The following is a 21,464-nucleotide window of genomic DNA, read 5'->3' as shown; positions in this document are numbered from 1 at the left end:
TGCCGGATGCCCGCACACCCGCGTCCGACTCCTTCACCGCTGGGACCGCCACCAGCGAACGAGCCGGCGCAGGCCCTCGTCCAGGCCGATCTCGGCCTTCCAGCCGAGGCGTTCCTCGGCCTTCGACACGTCCGCGAGACGCCGGGTCACCGCGTTGACGGTCCGGGCCGGGCCGAACTCGAGCCCGAGGTCCGCGTCCATCGCCCGCAGCAGCGCCTCGGCCAGCTCGCGCAGGCTGGTCTCGGTGCGGCTGCCGATGTTGAACACGTCGTCGGTGACGTCGCTCTCGGCTGCCAGGAGGTTCGCCCGCGCGATGTCCTCGGTGAAGACGAAGTCCATGGTCTGGGCGCCGTCGCCGAGAATGAGCGGCGGCCGGCCGGACTCGATGCGCTCCATCCAGCGGATCAGCACCTCGGTGTAGAGGCCGTGGATGTCCATCCGCGGGCCGTACACGTTGAAGTAGCGCAGGGCCACGTAGTCGAGGCCGTGCGTCGCGTGGAAGCTGCGCAGCAGCCCCTCGTTGAACGTCTTCGCCGCGCCGTACAGCGTGTCGTTGGCGTACGGGTGGTGGCGCTCCGGCGTGGGGAACTCCTCCGCGAGGCCGTACACGGACGCCGAGGAGGCCGCGACGACCTTGCGCACCCCGCGCTCGGCCGCCGCCTCGACCACCTCGTAGGTGCCGTCGACGAGGACCTGCAGCGCGAGCCGTGGCTCCTCCGCGCACTGGGTGATGCGGATTGCGGCCTGGTGGAAGACCACGTCCACGCCGTCGAGCAGCGACCGTACGAGCGCGCCGTCACGGATGTCGCCGTCGACCACGCGTACCCGGCCGCTCTCCCGTGCGCAGGAAAGGTTCTCCGGTCGGCCGCGGACGAAGTTGTCCAGGACGATGACGTCCGCGCAGCCCGCGGCGACGAGCTGGTCGACGATGGTCGAGCCGATCGTGCCGGCCCCGCCGGTGACGAGACAGCGGCTACCTTCGATCACGCGTTCTCCTTCGTCGAGATGGTCGCGCCGCCGTTCGCGATGCTGCGCGACGCCGCCTCCAGCAGAGTGATCACGCGGAGGCCGGCGCGGCCGTCGGTGAGCGCCGGCCGGGACTCGGTGATGGCGGCGGCGAACTCGGCCATCACCCCGCGCAACGCCTCCTGTTCCGGCAGGGCGGGAACGTGGATGTCGCCCAGCCGGTAGGAGATCAGCGCCTCCCGGCGCTGGTCGGGCCCCTGGGGGACGCGGTCCACGCCCCGGTCGTGCACCGAGACCCGGCGCAGCGGGTCCAGGTCGTCCCAGACGACCGTGCGCCGGGACCCGCCGATCACGGTCGTGCGGATCTTGGTCGGGCTGAGCCAGTTGACGTGGACGTGGGCCATCGCCCCCGACGTCAGCCACAGCGTCAGGTGCGCCACGCAGGCGCGGCCGGCGTCGATGGGGTCGCTGCCGTGGGCGGCGACGGCGGTGACCCGCTCCGGGAGCACGAAGTCGAGGATCGACAGGTCGTGCGGCGCGAGGTCCCACAGCACGTCGATGTCGGACTGCACCAGCCCGAGGTTGATGCGGACGGAGTCGACGAACTGCACGTCGCCGAGCTCACCGCCATGGATCAGCTCGCGGATCCGGCGGACCGCCGGGGTGTAGCAGTAGGTGTGGTCGCACATGAGCACGCGGCCGGTCCGGTCGGCCAGGTCGACGAGCTTGCGGCCCTCGGCGGCCGACATCGTGAGGGGCTTCTCGACCAGCACGTGCTTGCCGGCTTCGAGCGCCGACCGTACGAGATCGAAGTGGGTGGCCGCCGGCGTCGCGATCGCGACCGCGTCGACCGCGGGATCGGCTAAGACCGCTTCGTAGGACGTCGTGGCCCGGACCGTCGTGTAGGCCCCGAGCACGGCGCGGGCCCGCTCCTCGTCCAGGTCGCACAGCCACTCCAGCCGCAGAGCCGGGGTCGCCTGAGCGGTCCGCACGAGATTCGGCCCCCAGTAGCCGGCCCCGATGACCGCCAGTCCCACTGCGTCCGTCAACGGTGTTCTCCTTCGCGGGGTGTGGTCGACGGTGGCGTCGATGGCGTCGGCGTGGGCGTCGGCGACGGGCTGTTCTTCGGCCCGCCGGCCAGCAGCGCCGTCGCCGGTGCAGTCGTGGTGAAGACGACGTCGACCCAGTAGTTCGCGGTGCTCGCGTTCGTCGGGAAGCCGCCGGCGCCGTACCCGTAGAGGCCGCCGGACCGCAGGGCGTGCAGCGGCGGGGCGTCGACGCCTGCCCCGGAGAACGCGCTGGAGTCGGCCGCGTAGTGGCCGTTCGGCGCGAGGTAGGACACCACGTAGGTCGTGTTCGCGGAGACGGAGATCGCGGTGGAGAAGCGCGCCTCCTGCCAGCCCGCCGCCGACTCGCCGGAGAACGTCACGGTGGCCAGCCGGGTGCCGTCGGCCGTCCACAGGGTGCCGGTGTGCGTGCCGGTGTTGGCGGGCCCCTTGTAGAACCGGACGCCGGTGACCCATCCGGCGGTGTCGGAGGTGAACCTGACGCCCAGCTCCACCGAGTTCGGGTCGTCCACGCCCGTGACCTGCGGGATCGCGCTGTCGGCCCAGATCGAGCACGGGCACACGCCCGGGGTGGCCGGCTGCCGCGCGGTGGTGAAGGACCAGGTGTACGCGGCCGCCATCGTGTTGCCGGCGACGTCCTTGGCGCCGGTGACCTTCACGGTGTACGCGGTGTTCCAGGCCAGGGCGGCGGACGGCTGGAAGGTGGCGGTCCTGGTCGCGGAGTCGTACGTCACGGAGCCGGTCACGGACGGGGTGACCGTGAACTGGACGGTGCCGCCCTGCACCGCCTCGTCGAACGCGGCGGAGATGCCGGTGCCGGGCGGCACGCTCGTCTGCCCGCCGACCGGGTTCGCCGTCTCGACGGTCGGCGGCGTGACATCGCCCGGCTGGGCGGTCGAGAAGATCGGATCGACCCAGTAGTTCGACGCGCCGTAGGACTCGTTCGGGAAGCGTGTGCCCGAGGCGTAGGCGTAGCGGCCGTTGCCACCCGACGCGGCGCTCGTGGGGGCGTGCAGCGGCGCGTTGTCCAGGGCGTTCCAGAAGTAGCCGCCGTCCGCCGCGTAGTGGCCGTTCGGCGCGTGGTACGAGGCGACGTACGTCGTGCCGGCCGTGACCTGCACCGGGCCGGAGAACGCCAGGGTCTGCCAGCCCGACGCCGTCTCGCCGCTGAAGGTGCCGGTGGCCAGCCGGGTGCCGCCCGTGGTCCAGAGGCTGCCGGTGTGCGTGCCGGTGTTGCCGGCCCCCTTGTAGAAGCGCACCCCGGAGATCCATCCGGCGGTGTCCGGGGTGAATTCGACGCCCAGCTCGACCGAGCCGGAGTCGCCGGCCGCGGCCGTGACGGGCGCGGCGTCGCTCGGGAAGAGCGTGCAGGGACACGATCCGCTCGTGGTGAACGACCACGTGGTCGTGCCCTGCATCGCGTTGCCGGCGGTGTCCTTCGCCCCGCTGACGCTCGCGGTGTACTTCGTGCCCACGGCGAGCGGGCTCGACGGCGTGAACGTGAGGACCCTGGACGCGCTGTCGAACGCGGTGCTGCCGGCGATCGCGGTGCCCCCGGGATTCTTCAGCGTGAACGCCGGTGACGAGGGCTGCACGGCCTCGTTGAAGGCGACCTTCACCGTGGCGCCCGCCGGGACGCTCGTCGCGTTGTTCGAGGGGTTCGTCGACGCGACCGCCGGGGGTGTGGTGTCGGGCGGCAGGGTGAAGACGACGTCCACCCAGTAGTTGGAAGTGTTGTAGCTCTGGCTGGGGAAGGCGTGGGCGCCGTAGGCGAACACGCCGTCGGCGCCGTCGGCGATGGTGTGCAGCGGCGGGTCGTCGACCGCGCGGCTCAGGCCGCCGCTGTCGGCGGAGAACCAGCCGGTCGCCGTGTGGTACGACGCGACGTACGTGGTACCCGCCGTCACCGCCACCGGCGAGGAGAAGCGGACCTCCTGCCAGCCGAGCGTCGACTCGCTCGAGAACGTCGCTGTGGCGAGCTGGGTGCCGCCCGCGGTCCAGAGCGTGCCGGTGTGGGTTCCCGTGTTGTTGCGCCCCTTGTAGAAACGGATCCCGCTGACGAAGCCGTTCGTGTCCGGGGTGAACTTGACCCCGAGCTCCAGCGCGTTCGGGTCGTTCATGCCCTCGACGGACGGCACGGTGTCATCGGCCCAGATGCTGCACGGGCACTGTCCCGCCGCCGGCCGCGGTTTGGCGGTCGTGAACGAGTACGAGAAGGACGTCATCGTGTTCCCGGCGGCGTCCTTGGCTCCGGTGACGGTCGCCGTGAAGGTCGTTCCGCCCGGCAGCGGGCCGGTCGGCAGGAAGGTGAGGCCGGTGCCCGCGGAGTCGAGGGACGCGCTGCCGGCCACGGCGGTGCCGCCGGAGTCCTTGAGGGTGAACGACGCCGACCCGGTCCGCACCGGCTCGCCGAACGTGACCGACGGCAGGACGGCCGTCGGCACGCTGGAGGAGCCCGCGTAGGGCGTCGAGTCGATCACTGCGGGGGCCGTCGTGTCCGGCGGCTCGACGGTGGCGAACGCGACGTCGACCCAGTAGTTGCCGCCGTTGTAGGTGTCCGTGGGGAAGCCGGCCCCGCCGGCGTGGTAGACGCCGTTGCCGCCGTCCGTGCCCGCCTGCAGGCCGGTGAGCGGCGGAGAGTTCGTGGGCCGGTAGGCGAAGTACGCGGCGTCCGCGGCGTAGTGCCCGGCCGGTGCGAAGTACGACGCGACATAGGTCGTGCCGGCGGTGACGTGGACCGGCACCGGGAAGGAGACGGACTGCCAGCCGGTCGACGTCTCGTTCGCGAACGTCGCCGTCGCGAGGTGGGTGCCGTCGGCCGTCCACAGGCTGCCGGTGTGCGTGCCGGTGTTGCCGGTGCCCTTGTAGAAGCGCACGCCCGTGACCCAGCCGTCGACGCTCGCGCGGAACTTGACGCCCGCCTCGAGCGGCGTCGCGTCGCTCTCCGCCGGGTTCGCCGGAACGGCCGACTGCCCGAAGAGCCCGCAGGGGCACGAGACGTTGACGGTGCGCCCGGAGCCCGGCGTCTCGATGTTGCCGCTGTCATCGGTCGCGCGCGTCCTGATCGTCACCGGGCCGGCGCCGGTCGCGTCCCACGAGTAGGTCCAGGTGGCGCGGCCGGTCGCGGGATGCCAGGTCGTCCCGCCGTCGGTGGACACCTCGACACCGCCCACCTGCCCGCCGACGTCGGAGGCGGTGCCGCTGATCGTGACGGTCTTGCCGTTGGTGATGCTCGCGTCCGCGGCCGGAGAGGTGACCGTCGAGGTCGGCGCCGTGTGGTCGGTGGAGGCCGTGGCCGCCTTCAGGTCGCTCTGCGGCGTCAGCGGCTGGACGTTCATGTCGGCCAGCAGGTTGATCGTGGCCTGCCGCATGCTCGGGTCCGGGGCCGTGGGCGCGCCGTCGGGGCCGTCGTGGACGGCGTCCAGCCCCCACGACCACTGCACGGTCCCGCCGCCGAAGACGAGCGCGCCGCTCGGCGCGCGATAGAGCGTCAGGTGATGGGTGGCGGTCCCCGGGGCGACGTTGGTGCCGAAGTCGACGAGCTTCTCGGGTATGTCGGCCGTCGTGGAGGACATGTCGATGAGCCCCGCCGGCCGGAACCCGTTGTCCAGGTCCTCGTCCCACTCGTAGCCGAGCGTCAGGTCGGGCATGGTCAGGGTCGCGCCCGAGGACTGGCTTCCGGCCGGGGTGTTCCGCCAGAACCGCATCTTCCCGTCGGCCGCCGGCACCTTCATGGCCACGCCGCAGCAGTTGACCGTCCAGATCGTGCCCATCAGGCCGTTCTCCGGGCGGCCGCCGTCGGCGGGCGGGCTGAACCGCGGATCCCGCCAGCTGCCCGTCCAGGTTCCGGTGGGATCGGTCTGCCGGTTGTCCCTCGTCGACTTGTACGTCACCAGCGTGCGGTACGGCGTCGAGGTGCCGTCGGCGCTCGGTTCCCAGCGGGTCTTCCAGAACACCGAGTTGCCGCTGAAGAACCCGAGGTTCACACCCGTGTCCCGGGCGGCCTCGACGTTGGCGCGCTCGGCGGCGGACCAGTACTCGTCGTGCCCGACGGACAGGAAGACCTTGTGGTTCTTGAGGAGCGAGCCGCGCTGGTCGGCGTCGACGCTGCTCAGATAGGTGACGTCGTACCCCTGGGCCTCGAGGAACCGCACCATCGGGTACTCATTGGCGAAGACGAAGTCACGGCCCCAGGGGGTCGACTCGCGCGTGTTGAAAGGCCGGTTGTAGCTGACCTTGACCGCCCGGCCCGGCGCGGCCGTGCTGTCGCCGGCGTAGAGGCTGTTGCCGCCCCAGCTGTTGTACGCCTGCCAAGTGGTGTCGGAGGTCTTGAAGACCACGTCCGAGTGGCTGGCGTCGTTGCGGACCACGAACACGATGTGGTTGTCGTCGTCGGTCCCGTCGGTGCGGGAGATGTGCGCGAAGTAGATCCCCGAGACGGCGGTGGCCGGTACCGGCCAGCTCGCCGAGACCTTCCAGTCGCCGCAGTCGATCAGCCCGGTGGCGTCGTCGCTGAGACACGATGGCTGCGACTGCGGGAGGGAGGCCGACGGGGTGATGCTGGCGATCTTCCGGGCGCCGTCGCCGCCGTAGTAGCCCATCCGATAGATGTCGATCGAATAGCTCCGGGCCGGGGTATTGACCTTGAAGTGCACGGTCTCCCCGGCGTTCACGCTGAATTCGGCGGCGTAGCCCTCGATCGTCTGGCCGCCGCCGGAGATCTTGTCCCACTCCGTGCTCGGCGACCCTTGTTTCGTATTCTCGCAGGCCACGAGATTTCCGGTGGAATCGCACGGGCCGGCGGCGTGCGCCCTCGAGCCGGCAATCGCCATGATGAGAAACACCGCGGCCGCGAGGAGCAGCCCTCTGACTAACAGCCTCAACCCTGCACTGGCCATGATTTCCCCCGGCTGAGCGGAAGCCAAAAAACGGATTCCTCAACCCCCGAAACCCGCGTCCGCTAGCGCCGCGCGGTCAGATCGACAAATGAAGCTCCTCGGCAATGCGACTCCGAATATACGGTGGAAAGCGAGGTCTGGGTTGTCCGCATTCGGCCTTGACGCAGCGAAGCGTCGGGTCATCCTCCCGCCGGGCTGAGGCGTCCGCCGCTCTCCGTGTAGCGATCGCCCGTACGCGGGCACCGCCAGCGCCCGCCGCCTTCGTCCTCCAAGGGCTCGCCGGCGTGCCCGACCCAGCCGATCCGGCGCGCGGGCACGCCCGCCACCAGCGCGAAGTCGGCGACGTCCCGTGTCACGACCGCGCCCGCCGCGACCAGCGCCCACCGGCCGATGGTCCGGCCCGCCACGACGACCGCCCGCGCGCCGACGGCGGCGCCCTCCTTGACGATCACTCCGCGTGCCTCCCAGTCGTCCGGGCGCTTGAGCCTGCCGTCCACGCCGGTCGAACGAGGGTAGGGATCATTGGTCAGGACGGCGGCGGGCCCGATGAAGACCCCGTCCTCCAGCTCCGCCGGTTCGTAAACGAGTGCGTAATTCTGCAGCTTGACGCGGTCGCCGATACGCACGCCCGGCCCGACATACGCGCCCCGGCCGACGATGCAGCCCTGGCCGAGGCGAGCGTCCTCGCGGATCTGGGCGAGGTGCCAGATCGTCGTGTCCGCACCGATGTGCGCCGTGCCGTCTACGTCGGCCCCTGGGTGAATGCGACTCATGCGCGCCATAATCGCTCGTGTGGTGAGCGTCGTCATCCCCGCGCACGACGAGGCGCGGGTCATCGGTCGGTTACTCGCGCGCCTCGCGGGCTCCGGGTTCGACATCGTCGTCGTGCCCAATGGCTGCACCGACGGCACCGCGGAGGTCGCCGCGTCCTTCGGCGTGCGGGTGGTCACGTCGCCGGAGGCGTCCAAGGCGGAGGCACTGCGTCTCGGCGACCGCGCGGCCCGCAGGTTCCCCAGGGTGTACGTCGACGCCGACGTCGAGCTGGGAGCCGATGACGTGCGGGCCCTGGCGGCCGCTCTCGACCGGCCGGGCGTGCTCGCGGCGGCACCCACGCGCGATCTGGACATGACACGACGGCCGTGGCCGGTCCGCTGGTACTACGACGTCTGGACCCGGCTCCCGGAGGTGCGGCGCGGGCTCTTCGGCCGCGGCGTCATCGCGGTCAGCGCCGACGGGCACGCGCGCCTGGCGCGGCTGCCGGGCGTCATCGCCGACGACCTCGCCGCCTCCCTCGCGTTCGCCGCGGACGAGCGCGCCGTCGTCGAAGCCGCCCGCGTGCTGATCCACCCGCCGCGCACGTGGGGGGACCTGCTGCGCCGCCGGACCCGCGCCGTCACCGGTGTCGCGCAGCTCGAGGAGGCGGCACTCGGCCAGGCAGGCGGCTCCGCGCGGACGAGCGTAGGCGACCTGGCGGCGATGGCGTCACGGGATCCGCGTCTCCTGCCGCGCCTCGCCCTCTTCCTCACCGTGACGCTGCTCGCCCGGTGGCAAGCCCGGCGGTCCGGCGCCGCCACCTGGCAGCGCGACGAGAGCAGCCGGGCATAGGGACGTCTCCCGGTGCCTGTCTCGAAGTCGCCGCGCAGTAGGACAGCGGGGCTTTGAGACAGGCCCCAGGTCCGCGATCCGGCTGCGCGTCGCTACGAGCGGGACCGTGAAACGGGCCATCCGGCGGTCCATTCGCGTCGCGCCGCCCACAGCCCCCGCCAGTCCGCGCCGGTGGCCGTCGGGCGGCCCTGCCGCTGCGGCCGCGCGGAGACCAGGCGACCCAGCAGCGCGCGCAGGAGGACGCCGAGCGTCAGGAGGCGTACGCCCGCGCCGCGCCGCCCGTACGGCAGGTGGCGCCGCAGCACGGTGACCTTCCCGGTGAACAGCAGGACGAGCTTGCGCACGCTCGACGACGAGGCGCCGACCTCGTGCCGGTACTCGGCGCGCGCGGTCACCATCGGCCGGAAACCGGCCTTCCGCGCCCGCAGGCACAGGTCGGCGTCCTCGCCGTACATGAAGATCGACTGATCGAAACCGCCGAGCTCATCCCAGAGAGCGCGGTCGACGAGCATGAATCCGCCGGTGACGATCGGCACCTGCCGCTCCTCGTCCGTCCAGGGGCCGGGCGCCTCGGGATCGAACACGCGACTGCCCGGGAAGGCCGAGCCGAGAAGGAGCGCGAAGCACAGCGTGGACCAGAACGTCGGGCGGCCCCACCAGGAACGCGGGTCCGGCGTGCCGTCCTCGAGCACGCTCCGGCCGCCGACGATCCCCGCTCGGGGATTACGGCGCGCGCACGCGAGGAGGGCCGCGACGCTTCCCGGGGCCGGTACGGCGTCGGGGTTGACGAACAGCAGCAGCCGGCCGCGCGCCCGGGCGACGCCGGCGTGGCAGCCGTGGGCGAACCCGCCGTTACGGTCGTTCTCGACGACCTGCGCGTCCGGCGCCGCGGCACGGGCCGCGTCCGCCGTGCCATCGCCCGAGGCGTTGTCCACAATGATGAACTCGGCGGAAACGCCGGCCGACGCCTTCCGTACGGCCTCCGCGCATTCGCCGATGTACGCGGTGCTGCGGTAGGTCACGACGATGATCGAGACGTCCGGGTCGGGGTGAGGAGCACCGGCCATGCCAACCCTCCCGGGATGACGCGGTCGCGCATCCCTGCCGACGGGAGCGTACCGCCGTGGTGTTCACCGCGACCGGACGTCGGCGGTGGGGACGCCGCGACGGTGGATCTCGGCGAAGATCGTCGCCAGATCGGTGTCCCAGCCCGGCGAGACCTCGATCGACCAGTGGAGGGTCGCCACTCCGGGCACGTCGTCCAGTCCCATGGCCAGCAGTTCCGCACTCGGCGGGGGTGGGGAGCCCTCGGCACGCTCGGCCGTGGGAAGGAAGGTCAGCTGCTCGACCGACCGCAGGCGGCGGCCCCGCAGCGCCGCCTGGCTCCAGAGCACCACCGAGGCCACCTCCGGCCACGCGAGCCGACGGTCATCGGCGCGGGACCGGGGCCACGCCGCCGGCAGCCGCACCTCGCGCTCGTCCAACTCCAGGACGGGCCGGCGGCCGGCGACCCGTCCGACCGACAGCACGAGCCGCCCCCCGAACAGCGCGATCCCCGACGCGCCGACGATCAGGAAGAGGACGCCGCCGAAGGCGGGCAGGCCCCGCGCGCCGCCGGCCACGAACGCCACCGATACCGCGAGCAGGACCGTGACCCGGGCTGCCGCGGCCACGTCCTGCGTCGCCGTACGCCGCCGCACCGCCGTCACGGCGTCACCTAGGGGGTGTCCGGTGGGTCTTTGTCCGGCTGCGCGGCGCCCAGAACGCGCCTCGCGGCGCCGTCGTCACCGGCTCTTCACGGCGGCGAGGAGGCCGTCGCCGACCGGCAGCAGCGCGGGAACGAGACGATCGTCCTCGCGGACCAGCCGGCCGAGATTGCGGATCGCCACGGTGTCCGGGTCGCGGTTGGCCCGGTCGGCGACGCGGTCGTGCCACAGGGCGTTGTCGAACGCGACGACGCCGCCGGGCCGCAGCAGCCGCAGCGCCTCGCCGAGATAGTCGGGGTACTCCTGCTTGACGGCGTCGCAGAACACCATGTCGTACGCGCCGTCGGTGAGACGTGGCAGCACGTCGAGGGCACGGCCGGCGATCAGCCGCGCCCGCGAGGTCGGGAAACCGGCGGCGGCGTACGCCTCGCGGGCCAGCCGCTGGTTCTCCGGCTCGACGTCGACGCTGGTGAGCACCCCGTCGGAGCGCATGCCGCGCAGCAGCCAGATGCCGGACACTCCGCACCCGGAGCCGATCTCCACGACCGTGCGCGCGCTGATCGCGGTCGCGAGGAACCGCAGGGCCGCACCGCCCGCCGGGCCGATCGGAGTGGCCCCGACGTCCATACCGCGCTGCCGGGCCTCGCGCAGCGGCTCGTCCTCCGGGAGGTATTGCTCCACGTAGGCCAGGGTGGCCTCGACCGCGTCGATGACTTCCTCCTTGGGGCGCATGAGCCTGCAGGGCAAACACTAGTACGGAGGGGGAACTCCGCCGCGTACCGTCACGTTCTTCAGAGAGCGTGGCTACGGCTAGGCGGGAAGGAAGAATCGGGGCAGTATGGCGGTGGCAGAACTCGTACGTGAAAGGGGAGTGTCGGTGCACGACCCCGGCATCGCCTGGACTCCTCCGACGTGGGACGAGGTCGTGCGGGAGCACTCCGCGCGCGTCTACCGCCTCGCCTTCCGGCTCACCGGCAACCCCCACGACGCCGAGGACCTCACCCAGGAGGTCTTCGTCCGGGTGTTCCGATCCCTGGCCAACTACCAGCCTGGCACGTTCGAGGGCTGGCTGCACCGGATCACCACGAACCTCTTCCTCGACCAGGCGCGGCGCCGCCAGCGCATCCGGTTCGAGGGGCTGGCGGAGGACGCCGCCGAGCGTCTGCACGGAGCGGAGCCCACACCGGCCCAGGCCTACGACGACAAGAACCTCGACGCCGACGTCCAGGCGGCGCTCGACGCCCTGGCGCCCGACTACCGCGCCGCCGTGGTCCTGTGCGACATCGAGGGCCTGTCGTACGAGGAGATCGCGGCGACGCTCGGCGTCAAGATCGGCACCGTCCGCAGCCGGATCCACCGCGGCCGTGCGAATCTGCGCGCCGCGCTGGAGCACCGCGGCCCTCGGCGCGCCGCCGCCTCGTCCGGAGGGCTCGGCCTGGAGCCGCCCGCCGAGGAGGCCTCATGAGCGGCGGCCACCTGGGAGAGCGGCTCACCGCGCTGATCGACGGGGAGCTCGGGCACCACGAACGCGAGAAGGCGCATCGCCACCTCGCCGCCTGCGGGGAGTGCCGTGCCGAGGCGGAGGCCCTGCGCGGCCTCAAGAAACGGCTCCGGTCGCTGAGCGACACGATGCCGTCCGAGGGCCTCCTGCGCCGCCTGGAGGCCATGGGCGAGCCGGGAGACCCCCTTCCGCCGCCCGTTCCCCGGCTTCCAGGTCAGGCCAGGCCACCGGTCGTCGCCCGGCCCGGCGACGTCCGCCCCTCCCACACCCGCCCGAGCCGGCCGTCCGACAACCGTCCCCGGCGCGCGGCGGCGACGGGGCGCCGACTCCCGCGCGGCAGATACCTCCTCGCGGGCGCGGCCACGCTGGCGGTGCTCGGCGTCGGCTCGGCGGCCTTCGCCGCGGGCGCCGACCCGGGCTCCCTGCCCCGCGTCACCCCGTCCGTCGAGCAGTTCGCCGTCGAGCACGCCCTGACCTCCGGGGACGTCCCGCTCACCGACCCCCGGCCCGAGGGCACGGCCGGCGATCACCCGTGAGCCACCGGACCTCGCACAACGCGTGGCTGGCGGGCGGCATCGCCACCGCGCTGCTGTTGATGTGGTTCGTGACCACCGGTGACACCGCGAGCGGCGCCCGGCTGCGCTCCGACCCCGAGGCCCTGAGGCTCCTTCGTGGTGCCGAGGGGGCCGCGCGCGACACCTCCTACGAGGGTGTGCAGTACATCACGTCGTGGAGTCGCAGCGGCATGTCGACGACGTCGCTGGTCAACGTCGCCCACCTGCCCGGGCAGGGCACCCGGATGCGGGTGCAGAGCACCACCGCGGAGCAGGGCGGCCAGATGTTCGAGGCCGACGACTCCCAGCAGTCCCGAGGCGGCCTCACCGGGTACACGCCGAGGATGCTCGACCTGCTCGCGCGCAACTACGCCGTCGTCCGCGCCGGCGACGGTCAGGTCTGCGGGCGGCCCACCACCGTCATCGAGGCGCGCCGCACCGACGGCACCGCCGCCGGCCGGTTCCACATCGACCGGGCCACCGGCCTCATGCTCCGCCGCGAGCTGCTCGACCAGCAGGGCCGTGAGGTCAATCTCACCTTCTTCACCGAGATCCGGCCGTCGGCGCCGAAGACGATGTTCCTGCAGGCGTCCACGCAGACGATCGAGGCCCCCTGGACGCACGAACTCGCCGGCGCCGACCTGGGCGCGCTGCGCTACCGCGGCTGGCCGGTGCAGTCGGCGCTCCCGGGCAACCTCAGCCTCTACGACGCGCGCCAGCTGGACAGCCGCGCCCCAGTCGTGCACCTCAGCTACTCCGACGGGCTCTCGGTCGTGTCGGTGTTCGTCCAGCGCGGCATGCTCGACCCCAGCAGCGTCGGACACTGGCACCGGACCACCCGGGGTGGCCGCACCGTCTACCTCCGCGACACCGTCCAGCAGCGCGCCGTGTGGGCCAGCCACGGCTACGTCTACACGATCGTGGCGGACGCGCCGCCTCCGGTCGTCGACCGCGCCGTCGCGGCCCTGCCGCACGGGGACACGGGTTTCTGGGGCCGCCTCGGCCGCGGGCTCGACCGGCTGACATCATGGGCGAACCCGTTTGACTGATCGGTGAAGATCGCGTTTTCTAGGGCGTTCAGGTGGATACAGCCGGGATCGGGTAACGCCGCGACACGAATGGTTTCGCCTGCGGGGTCGCTTATGCTCGCCACATGCCTCGCCCGCCACTGTGGAGCGCTGAAACAAAGTCCATGCGCGGTACGCAAGGAGCTTCGGTATGACGGATGACAGCCGCGCGCCCGGGGGGCCGACGCCAGAAGACGGGCGTGTGCGCGGACCGAACGCCGGGGATGAGGAGGCGACCCCGAGCCTGACGGACAAGCTGCTGGTCTCCGGCCCGCCACGGCACGAGGGCATGGCGCCACCGGACCCGGGACCGTACGGCGGGGCGTCTCCGGCCGCCGATCACCCCAATTCGATGGGTGGCCCCGGCCAAGGCGTCCCAGGCCAGGGTGTCCCAGGTCAGGGCGTCCCAGGTCAGGGCGGTCCGATGGGCCCGCCCGGCCAGATGGGGCAGTACGGCCAGGTCGGCCCGCAGGGACCGGGACAGCCCGGGCAGGGCCAGGGCGGCATGGGAGGTCAGCCGGGCGAGCCCGGTCCGCCCCGGCCTCTCTTCGCGCCGCACCACCAGCCGCACCCGTCCCCGACCCCGTACGCCTGGGGAGCGCAGCCGGGCGGTGGCCACCCCGGAGGTACGGGTCCCAACTGGGCGCCCGTGCCCTCCTCCCGGCCGAACGAACGGTCCGGCCCGGTCATGGGGGTGTTCCTGGCCGTCTCGGTGGTGATCGCGCTGATCGCCGGCGCGCTGGGCGCGGGGATCGGTGTACTCGCGAGCGGCGGCGACGGCCCCAAGTCGGTCGACCTGGGCGGCGGCGCGACCTCCACCGGCGCCAAGAACCGCGACCCGGGTTCGGTCGCGGGGATCGCCAAGCGCGTCGTGCCCAGCGTCGTCATGATCAAGGTGGCGAACGGCACGGAGGGCGGTGCGGGCACTGGCTTCATCGTCAACGGCGGCTACATCGTCACCAACAACCACGTGGTCGCCCCGGCCGCCCAGGGCGGCACCATGCAGGTGGTCTTCAACGACGGCAAGACCACGTCGGCGAGCATCGTCGGCCGCGACCCCAACTCCGACATCGCGGTGATCAAGCCGGCCTCGCTCGACGGCCGCCCGTCGCTCGTCCTCGGCGACTCCGACGCCCTGGCCGTCGGCGACCCGGTCATCGCGATCGGCTCACCGCTCGGCCTGGCGGGCACGGTCACGACCGGCATCGTCAGCGCGCTGAACCGGCCGGTCACGACGAGCGGCGAGGGCGGGGAGTCCGCCTACATCAGCGCTGTGCAGACCGACGCGGCGATCAACCCCGGGAACTCCGGCGGCCCGCTGGTCGACTCCCAGGGCCGGGTGATCGGGGTGAACTCCGCCATCGCCACGCTGGGCGCTCAGTCGCTCGGCGGCGACAAGCAGCAGAGCGGCAGCATCGGCCTGGGCTTCGCCATCCCGGCCAACCAGGTCAAGCGGGTCGCCGAGCAGCTGATCAAGGGCGGCAAGGTCACCCACCCGATCATCGGGGCCTGCATGGACATGTCCTATCAGGGCAGTGGCGCGCGGATCGCGACGAACGGCTCGGGCACGCAGTGCAAGACCGGCGTGATCACTCCGGGTGGCCCAGCGGAGAAGGCCGGGCTGAAGTCGGGCGACGTCATCACGTCGTTCGGCGGCAAGCCGATCGGCGGCGCCGACGAGCTGATCGTGGCCATCCGCAGCAAGTCGCCCGGCGACACGGTGCAGGTCGTCTACACCCGTGCCGGCCAGAGCAAGACCGTCCAGCTGACGCTCGCGGCCGGCAACTGACGCGGCACGTCCTCCGGCGGCCAGGGCGCCCTCGTGCGGGCGGCCCGGCCGCCGGGCACGGGATCCTCCGTCGCGGGCAGGGGTTCCTGCTCGCCGGGCAGGGATTCCCGGTCGTCCGGCAGGGGATTCCGGGTCGCCGGACAGGGGATTCCCGGCCGCCGGGCGAGGGTGCCGGGGCACCGGGCGGAGCGCCGGCCGCAGGACGGAGGGGAGACCGCTGATCCCGGCCCGGTTAAGCTGGGACCGGAGGCTCCACGGACGAGTCGTGGCCACCATGTGGAGGACGGGTGTTCGACGTAGGGTTCGGTGAGGCCGCGGTCCTAGTGGTGCTGGCCGTCATCATCTTCGGACCGGACCAGCTTCCCAAGGTCGCGGCCCAGGCGGGTCGTGCCCTTCGGCAGCTGCGCACGATGGCCAACAGCGCCAAGGAGGACCTCCGGGAGGGGCTGGGCCCGGAGTTCGCCGACTTCGACGTCGCGGATCTGAATCCCCGCCGCTTCGTCACCAAGCACCTGTTCGACGATCTCGACGACCTGGACGTGCAGGAGCCGGTCCGAGACGAGCCCTTCCTGCCGTACGGCGAGCGCCCGCCGTACGACCCCGAGGCCACCTGAGCGAGGCCTAGTGGAGGCGGCGCTCAGCGGGTGATCTCCGGCGCGCGGAACACCCGGACCCAGTCGACCTCCATGGTCACCCTTCGGGGCGTGCTCGCGAGGCGGCGGAAGCCGTCCGCCGTCTCGTTCCGCAGATTCAGGTGCATGTCCGCTTGTTTCGGCACGAACGGCCCCTGGTAGGTCCACACCGCCTTGCCGTCCACCCAGAACGTCAGCCGCGAGGGCAGCCAGTCCACGGCCACGGTGTGCCACCGGGTGAAGTCGACGTGGGCGATCCTCATCAGCTGCCGGTCGTCCGGGCCGTGGTGGATGAACAGCCCGCCCGTACGCCGGGTCCCGTCGATGATCTCGGCGAAGTCGATCTCCGCCCACTCCGGGGAGCCCAGCCGCGTCGGCCACAGGAACGCGGTCGCCGAGTATCCGTTACCGCGATCGGCCCGCAGGCGCGCCTCCCAGCGGCCGTACGTCTGGGCGAGGCGGGAGACGACGCCCGCGGACTGGTCCTTACCGCCGTAGAGCCCGCCGACGAGCCGCAGGCGTCCGTCCGCCACGTGGACCCCGGCGGGGGAGCCCGGATGGGAGAGGGCGCCCCGCGCGTCGTAGACCTGCCACGTGCGCGGGTTCAGCCGGTCGCCACCGAAGTCGTCGTAGAGGACGGGACGGCCCCACCGGCCGTACACGCGGGCCGAACGGCCGGCGCGCGGCCGCGTCGTCCGGACCGCGTCGGAGGGGAGGGGCGCCGGCGTGGCGGAGGCCGTACCGGCGGGGGCCGCCGGGCCCGGCGGCCCGGCCGCGCGCGGCGCGGCGGTGGTCACGGAGCCGCCGGAGGAGCATCCGGCGGCCGCGAAGGCTAACAGCAGGACGGTCGTACGGGCGCGGTGAAATGCCATGAGGACACGAAACCACGCCCGGACGGCCGGTCAAGCGATTACGCGTACGAAGAATCGGTCACGCGCGGTTCGGGCTCAGACCGAGCTGACGGCCGCGCAGGCTCTTCGAGCGGCCCGAGAGCTTGTCGGCGATGGCCCGCAGCTCCTTCGCCGCCGGGGCGTCGGGGTCGTCCAGCACGATCGGCGTGCCGGCGTCGCCGCCCTCCCGCAGACGGATGTCGATCGGGACCTGGCCGAGCAGCGGCACGGACGTGCCGAGGGTCCGGGTCAGCGCGTCGGCGACGGTCTGTCCGCCGCCGGAGCCGAACACGTCGACCGGCTCGCCGCAGTGCGGGCAGGGCAGGTAGGACATGTTCTCGATCACACCGGCGACCGTCTGGTGGGTCTGCGCGGAGATCGCGCCCGCCCGCTCGGCGACCTCGGCGGAGGCCTGCTGCGGCGTGGTGACGACGAGGATCTCGGCCGAGGGCAGCAGCTGGGCCACCGAGATGGCGATGTCGCCGGTGCCGGGCGGCAGGTCCATGAGGAGGACGTCGAGGTCGCCCCAGTAGACGTCGGCGAGGAACTGCTGCAGCGCGCGGTGCAGCATCGGGCCGCGCCAGACGACCGGCGCGTTGCCCTCGGTGAACATGCCGATCGAGATGACCTTCACGCCGTGGGAGTTCGGCGGCATGATCATTTGCTCGACCTGGGTCGGCCGGCCGGTGACGCCCAGCATGCGGGGCACGGAGTGACCGTAGATGTCGGCGTCGACGACGCCGACCTTGCGGCCCTGCGCGGCCATGGCGGCCGCGAGGTTCACCGTCACGGAGGACTTGCCGACGCCGCCCTTGCCACTGGCCACGGCGTAGACCTTGGTCAGGGAGTTGGGCTTGGCGAAGGGGATCTCCTTCGGAGCCTGCCCCCCGCGCAGTTTCGTCTGGAGGGCGGAGCGTTGCTCCTCGCTCATCACGTCGAGGTCGACCCGTACGCCGGTGACGCCGGGGACCTTGGAGACGGCGGCGGTGACGTCGCGGGTGATCGTGTCACGGAGCGGGCAGCCGGAGACCGTGAGGAACACGCCGACCGTCACGCCGCCGTCGGCGGCCACGTCGACGCCCTTGATCATGTCGAGCTCGGTGATGGGACGGCGGATCTCCGGGTCGTTCACCGTCGCGAGCGCCGCGGTCACCTGCTCGATCGTAGGGGAGGCCATGTCCCTATCGTATTGAGGGGTCAACCGCCGGGCGAACCGAGCTCGCCCCGACCCGGAGACTCGCGCCACTCCGGCTCGGCGCGGTGACCCCCGAGTTCCTTGAGCACGTGCTGGAGTTCGTCACGGATCCAGTCGCGGGTGGCGACCTCGCTCATCGCCATGCGCAGGCTCGCGATCTCACGGGTGAGGTACTCGGTGTCGGAGACGCTCCGCTCGTTGCGGCCGCGGTCCTGCTCGTACTGCACCCGGTCGCGGTCGGCCTGGCGGTTCTGGGCCAGCAGGATCAGGGGCGCGGCGTACGACGCCTGCAGCGACAGGATGAGGGTCAGGAAGATGAAGGGGTAGGGGTCCCAGCGCAGCGACGCCGGCGCCAAGGCGTTCCAGGCCAGCCAGATCGTGATGAACGCCGTCATGTAGACGAGGAACCGCGCCGTGCCGAGGAACCGCGCGATCCGCTCGGAGAACTGACCGAACGCCTCAGGGTCGTAGTACAGCCGCGGCGAGATGGTGCGGCGGTACTCGCGGGGCTGGTCCAGGCGTCCGAAGCGCTGCTCGTCACGGCTCCTGCCGAGGGCGGTGCTCATCGACCGTTCACCGCTCCTCCGCCGCCACCCGACGCCTCGGCGCCGCGCAGGGCCTCTTCCTCTTCGTCGGTCTCCTCCACCGGCGCGTCCATGACGCTCTCCCGCCAGTCATCCGGCAGCAGGTGGTCGAGGACGTCGTCGACCGTGACCGTGCCGAGCAAGTGCCCGCCCTCGTCCACGATCGGCACGGACACCAGGTTGTACGTCGCCAGGTAGCTGGCCACCGTCTCCAGCGAGCGCGACGGCCGGAGCGGGTCCAGTTCGGTGTCGCAGATGGCGCTGACGAGGGTCGGCGGTGGTTCGCGCAGCAACCGCTGGAAGTGGACCATGCCGAGGTAGCGGCCGGTCGGCGTCGCGGTCGGCGGGCGGCAGACGTACACCTGCGCGGCCATCGCCGGGTTCAGGTCGGCGTTGCGGATGAGCGCGAGCGCCTCGGCGACGGTCGCGTCGGGGGACACGATCACCGGCTCGGTGGTCATCATGCCGCCCGCGCTGTTGTCGGCGTAGGTGAGCAGCCGCCGTACGGGCGCGGCCTCCTCGGGCTGCATCAGGGCCAGCAGCTGCTCGCGCTGCTCGGCGGGCAGCTCGCCGAGCAGGTCGGCCGCGTCGTCCGGGCCCATCTCCTCGAGCACGTCGGCCGCCCGGTCCACGTCCAGCTCGCCGAGGATCTCCACCTGGTCGTCCTCGGGCAGCTCCTCCAGGACGTCGGCGAGCCGCCGGTCGTCCAGCGCGGCGGCGACCTCGGCGCGGCGCTTGGCCGACAGCTCGTGCACGACGTTCGCCAGGTCGGGGGCGCGCATCTGCCCGAACGCGGCGATGAGGCTGGCCGCGCCCTGCCGCTCCTCGACGAGCGTGAGGCCGCTGACCGCGTCCCAGTCGGCGACGAACGTCTCGCCGCGCCGCCGCCGCAGGCTGAGCCGCGTGGCGTGGCCGCGTCCGGCCGCCGGGCCGACACGGCGGACGGCCACCTTCGTGATCAGCCAGTCGCGGGTCCGGGTCTGTTCCATGCCGAGATCCAGGACGACGGCCTTCTCGCCGGTGCCCTTGAGCTCGACGGACCGGTCGAGCATCTCGCCGAGTGCGAGGGTCTCGGAGTCGCGTTTCTCGAACCGGCGCATGTTGATCCGGCCGTCGAAGATCACCGCACCGGCGTCGATGTTGGTCACCCGGGTGATCGGCAGGAACACGAGGCGATGCGGCGGGACCTCGACCACCATGCCGAGCACGCGCGGCGGCCGCGGCGGCGGGCGGAGCGCGACGACGACGTCGCGCGCGCGGCCGATCTGGTCTCCGGCGGGGTCGAAGACCGCGATCCCCGCCAGGCGCGCGATGAAGACCCGCGACGGCGTTCCGGTCATGCCTCGAAGGTTATCGATACGCGTCCTGTCTCCAGGTAAAGGGCGATCTATTCCGTGGGAGCCGCGAGATGACGCGGAGGCGTACGGATGTCATCGGCCGGAACGACGGCGTCAGCGGCGACCCGTGAGGAGGCGGTTCTGTGCTGTCATCGGTCGGGGCGGCGACGCCGGCCGCCGACCATGAAGGGCGGCTTGCCGACGGACGTGGCGGGGCTGGGCACCGGGCGGACGGCCGAGTAGTCGGCGGGCATCTCACCGGGTGTCTCGGTGACCTCTCCGGTCGGCGTGAGCCGCATGACGAACGCCTCTTTCGCCCAGCGCTCGGTCTGCTCCGCGCCGTCAGGGGCGTTCAGGCGTTCCTTGGCCAGCAGCGGGACCACCGTGGCCCACTCCTCCGAGTCCGGCTCGACCTCGCTCACGGCGGCGACCCAGGAGACGATCCTGCCCCCCTTGTCCTTGCTGCGGACGGTCACGGTGACGCGCTCGGCCTCCGGCAGGCCCGGCAGCGGCTGCTCGATGCCGCCCGTAACGACGTACGCCGCCCCCTCGTGCCACAGGTGCCAGGCGGCGCGCGGCTGGGCGAGGTCGGGCAGGGTCAGCCAGATCAGGCCCGACCTCTTGGTGGCCTCTTCGACGAGCGCGGTGGTGGGATCGCTCATACGCCGCAGCATCTCACGGGGACTACCATCCGCTGCATGCCGATGCGCGCCCGCCGCAGCACCCTGGCCGTGCCCGCCAGCAACCCGCGGTTCATCGAGAAGGCCCGAGGGCTGCCGGTCGACGAGTTCTTCCTCGACCTGGAGGACGCCGTCGCCCCGTCCGCCAAGGCGGACGCCCGGGCGAACGCCGTGGCCGCGCTGAACGACGGCGGCTGGGGCGACCGGGTCCGCGTCGTCCGGATCAACGACGCGACGACCGGGTTCGCCCATCGCGACGTGATCGAGGTCGTGGAGGGCGCGGGAGTCGACCTCGACTGCCTGATGCTGCCCAAGGTCACCTCCCCGGACCATGTCGTGTGGCTCGACGTCCTGCTCACCCAGATCGAACGGGCGACCGGCCTGCCCGTCGGCGGGATCGGCATCGAGGCACAGATCGAGGACGCCCGGGGCCTCACGCGCATCGACGAGATCGCCGCCGCGTCCCCCCGTCTTGAGGCGCTGGTGTTCGGGCCGGGCGACCTCATGGCGTCGATCAACATGAAGACACTGGTCGTGGGGGAGCAGCCGCCCGGCTACACCGAGGGCGACGCGTACCACCACATCCTGATGCGCATCCTCATCGCCGCCCGCGCCCGGGACCTGCAGGCCATCGACGGGCCGTACTTCAACGTCCGCGACGTCGAGGCGTTCACACGGGCGGCGCGGCGCAGCGCCGCGCTCGGCTTCGACGGCAAGTGGGTGCTGCATCCGGCGCAGGTCGAGGCCTGCAACGAGGTGTTCTCCCCCTCTCAGGACGACTACGACCACGCCGAACTGATCCTCGACGCGTACGACCACGCGACCCGGGTGCAGGGCCGGGGCGCGGCGATGCTCGGCGACGAGATGATCGACGAGGCGTCCCGGAAGATGGCCCTGGTCATCGCCGCGAAGGGCCGCGCGGCCGGACTTCGCCGCACGAAGGAGTTCACGCCACCCGAGTAGCCCCTCGCGAAGAGCCCAGATCACCATTTT

The 21,464-nt window shown here is 72.2% G+C and carries 19 protein-coding genes; 7 read left to right on the top strand and 12 right to left on the bottom strand.

The window, feature by feature from the left end; genetic code table 11:
* Window positions 1-33: 33 nt before the first annotated feature.
* From NE236_RS31635 to NE236_RS31620, 4 genes are all read right to left on the bottom strand, one after another.
* On the bottom strand, window positions 34-987 hold the full coding sequence (locus NE236_RS31635; protein WP_252845867.1) for an NAD-dependent epimerase/dehydratase family protein: 954 nt from the start codon (window positions 985-987) through the stop codon (window positions 34-36).
* A complete protein-coding gene (locus tag NE236_RS31630; protein WP_252845866.1) occupies window positions 984-2,015 on the bottom strand; it encodes a Gfo/Idh/MocA family protein in 1,032 nt (343 codons plus the stop codon). The genes NE236_RS31635 and NE236_RS31630 overlap by 4 nt, the downstream gene beginning before the upstream one ends.
* Window positions 2,012-6,805: a DUF4082 domain-containing protein gene (locus NE236_RS31625; RefSeq protein ID WP_252845865.1), complete on the bottom strand. Its 4,794-nt coding sequence runs from the start codon at window positions 6,803-6,805 to the stop codon at window positions 2,012-2,014. The genes NE236_RS31630 and NE236_RS31625 overlap by 4 nt, the downstream gene beginning before the upstream one ends.
* A 305-nt stretch (window positions 6,806-7,110) precedes the next feature.
* A complete protein-coding gene (locus NE236_RS31620) occupies window positions 7,111-7,704 on the bottom strand; it encodes an acyltransferase (protein WP_252845864.1) in 594 nt (197 codons plus the stop codon).
* A 19-nt stretch (window positions 7,705-7,723) separates the two neighbouring features.
* Between NE236_RS31620 and NE236_RS31615 the strand changes: the two genes are divergently transcribed.
* Complete coding sequence (locus NE236_RS31615; protein WP_252845863.1) at window positions 7,724-8,536, top strand: glycosyltransferase family 2 protein; 813 nt, start codon at window positions 7,724-7,726, stop codon at window positions 8,534-8,536.
* 92 nt (window positions 8,537-8,628) lie between these two features.
* Here the strand turns inward: NE236_RS31615 and NE236_RS31610 are convergent, their stop codons facing one another.
* The 3 genes from NE236_RS31610 to NE236_RS31600 all read right to left on the bottom strand — a co-directional run bounded on the left by NE236_RS31610 (window position 8,629) and on the right by NE236_RS31600 (window position 10,974).
* Complete coding sequence (locus NE236_RS31610; RefSeq protein ID WP_252845862.1) at window positions 8,629-9,603, bottom strand: glycosyltransferase family 2 protein; 975 nt, start codon at window positions 9,601-9,603, stop codon at window positions 8,629-8,631.
* Between the two features lie 63 nt (window positions 9,604-9,666).
* Window positions 9,667-10,245: a hypothetical protein gene (locus NE236_RS31605; RefSeq protein ID WP_252845861.1), complete on the bottom strand. Its 579-nt coding sequence runs from the start codon at window positions 10,243-10,245 to the stop codon at window positions 9,667-9,669.
* 75 nt (window positions 10,246-10,320) lie between these two features.
* Window positions 10,321-10,974 (bottom strand): O-methyltransferase, encoded by a 654-nt coding sequence (locus tag NE236_RS31600; protein ID WP_252845860.1) that lies wholly within the window; start codon window positions 10,972-10,974, stop codon window positions 10,321-10,323.
* A 106-nt stretch (window positions 10,975-11,080) separates the two neighbouring features.
* Between NE236_RS31600 and sigE the strand changes: the two genes are divergently transcribed.
* The 5 genes from sigE to NE236_RS31575 all read left to right on the top strand — a co-directional run bounded on the left by sigE (window position 11,081) and on the right by NE236_RS31575 (window position 15,767).
* Entirely contained in the window at window positions 11,081-11,707 is a 627-nt protein-coding gene (gene sigE / locus NE236_RS31595) for an RNA polymerase sigma factor SigE (RefSeq protein WP_252845859.1), read from the top strand.
* On the top strand, window positions 11,704-12,279 hold the full coding sequence (locus NE236_RS31590; protein ID WP_252845858.1) for an anti-sigma factor family protein: 576 nt from the start codon (window positions 11,704-11,706) through the stop codon (window positions 12,277-12,279). The genes sigE and NE236_RS31590 overlap by 4 nt, the downstream gene beginning before the upstream one ends.
* On the top strand, window positions 12,276-13,346 hold the full coding sequence (locus tag NE236_RS31585) for a sigma-E factor regulatory protein RseB domain-containing protein (RefSeq protein WP_252845857.1): 1,071 nt from the start codon (window positions 12,276-12,278) through the stop codon (window positions 13,344-13,346). The genes NE236_RS31590 and NE236_RS31585 overlap by 4 nt, the downstream gene beginning before the upstream one ends.
* A 169-nt stretch (window positions 13,347-13,515) precedes the next feature.
* Window positions 13,516-15,153: a S1C family serine protease gene (locus tag NE236_RS31580; protein ID WP_252845856.1), complete on the top strand. Its 1,638-nt coding sequence runs from the start codon at window positions 13,516-13,518 to the stop codon at window positions 15,151-15,153.
* A gap of 287 nt (window positions 15,154-15,440) precedes the next feature.
* Window positions 15,441-15,767: a sec-independent translocase gene (locus tag NE236_RS31575; RefSeq protein ID WP_252845855.1), complete on the top strand. Its 327-nt coding sequence runs from the start codon at window positions 15,441-15,443 to the stop codon at window positions 15,765-15,767.
* 23 nt (window positions 15,768-15,790) lie between these two features.
* On the opposite strand, the gene NE236_RS31570 is transcribed toward NE236_RS31575, so the two are convergent.
* From NE236_RS31570 to NE236_RS31550, 5 genes are all read right to left on the bottom strand, one after another.
* Window positions 15,791-16,657: a glycoside hydrolase family 16 protein gene (locus NE236_RS31570; RefSeq protein WP_252845854.1), complete on the bottom strand. Its 867-nt coding sequence runs from the start codon at window positions 16,655-16,657 to the stop codon at window positions 15,791-15,793.
* A 58-nt stretch (window positions 16,658-16,715) separates the two neighbouring features.
* Window positions 16,716-17,852 (bottom strand): Mrp/NBP35 family ATP-binding protein, encoded by a 1,137-nt coding sequence (locus NE236_RS31565; RefSeq protein WP_252845853.1) that lies wholly within the window; start codon window positions 17,850-17,852, stop codon window positions 16,716-16,718.
* Between the two features lie 20 nt (window positions 17,853-17,872).
* The gene (locus NE236_RS31560) at window positions 17,873-18,436 is read right to left on the bottom strand and encodes a DUF1003 domain-containing protein (RefSeq protein ID WP_252845852.1); all 564 of its coding nucleotides are present in this window, start codon (window positions 18,434-18,436) and stop codon (window positions 17,873-17,875) included.
* Window positions 18,433-19,794: a magnesium transporter MgtE N-terminal domain-containing protein gene (locus NE236_RS31555; protein ID WP_252845851.1), complete on the bottom strand. Its 1,362-nt coding sequence runs from the start codon at window positions 19,792-19,794 to the stop codon at window positions 18,433-18,435. Before NE236_RS31555 ends, NE236_RS31560 begins: the two co-directional genes overlap by 4 nt.
* Window positions 19,795-19,940: 146 nt before the next feature.
* Window positions 19,941-20,453, bottom strand: coding sequence for a hypothetical protein (locus NE236_RS31550; protein ID WP_252845850.1), 513 nt, complete (start codon window positions 20,451-20,453; stop codon window positions 19,941-19,943).
* Window positions 20,454-20,495: 42 nt separating this feature from the next.
* Here NE236_RS31550 and NE236_RS31545 point away from each other — a divergent pair, with 42 nt between their 5' ends.
* Window positions 20,496-21,434 carry an HpcH/HpaI aldolase/citrate lyase family protein gene (locus NE236_RS31545; protein ID WP_252845921.1) on the top strand — a complete coding sequence of 313 codons (939 nt, stop codon included), beginning with the start codon at window positions 20,496-20,498 and terminating at the stop codon, window positions 21,432-21,434.
* Window positions 21,435-21,464 lie beyond the last annotated feature (30 nt).

Origin of the sequence: Actinoallomurus purpureus, assembly GCF_024055795.1 — a bacterium.
GTDB lineage: Bacteria > Actinomycetota > Actinomycetes > Streptosporangiales > Streptosporangiaceae > Actinoallomurus > Actinoallomurus purpureus.
Note: the sequence above shows the minus strand (reverse complement) of the source record. Positions and strands in the feature narration are given on the sequence as shown.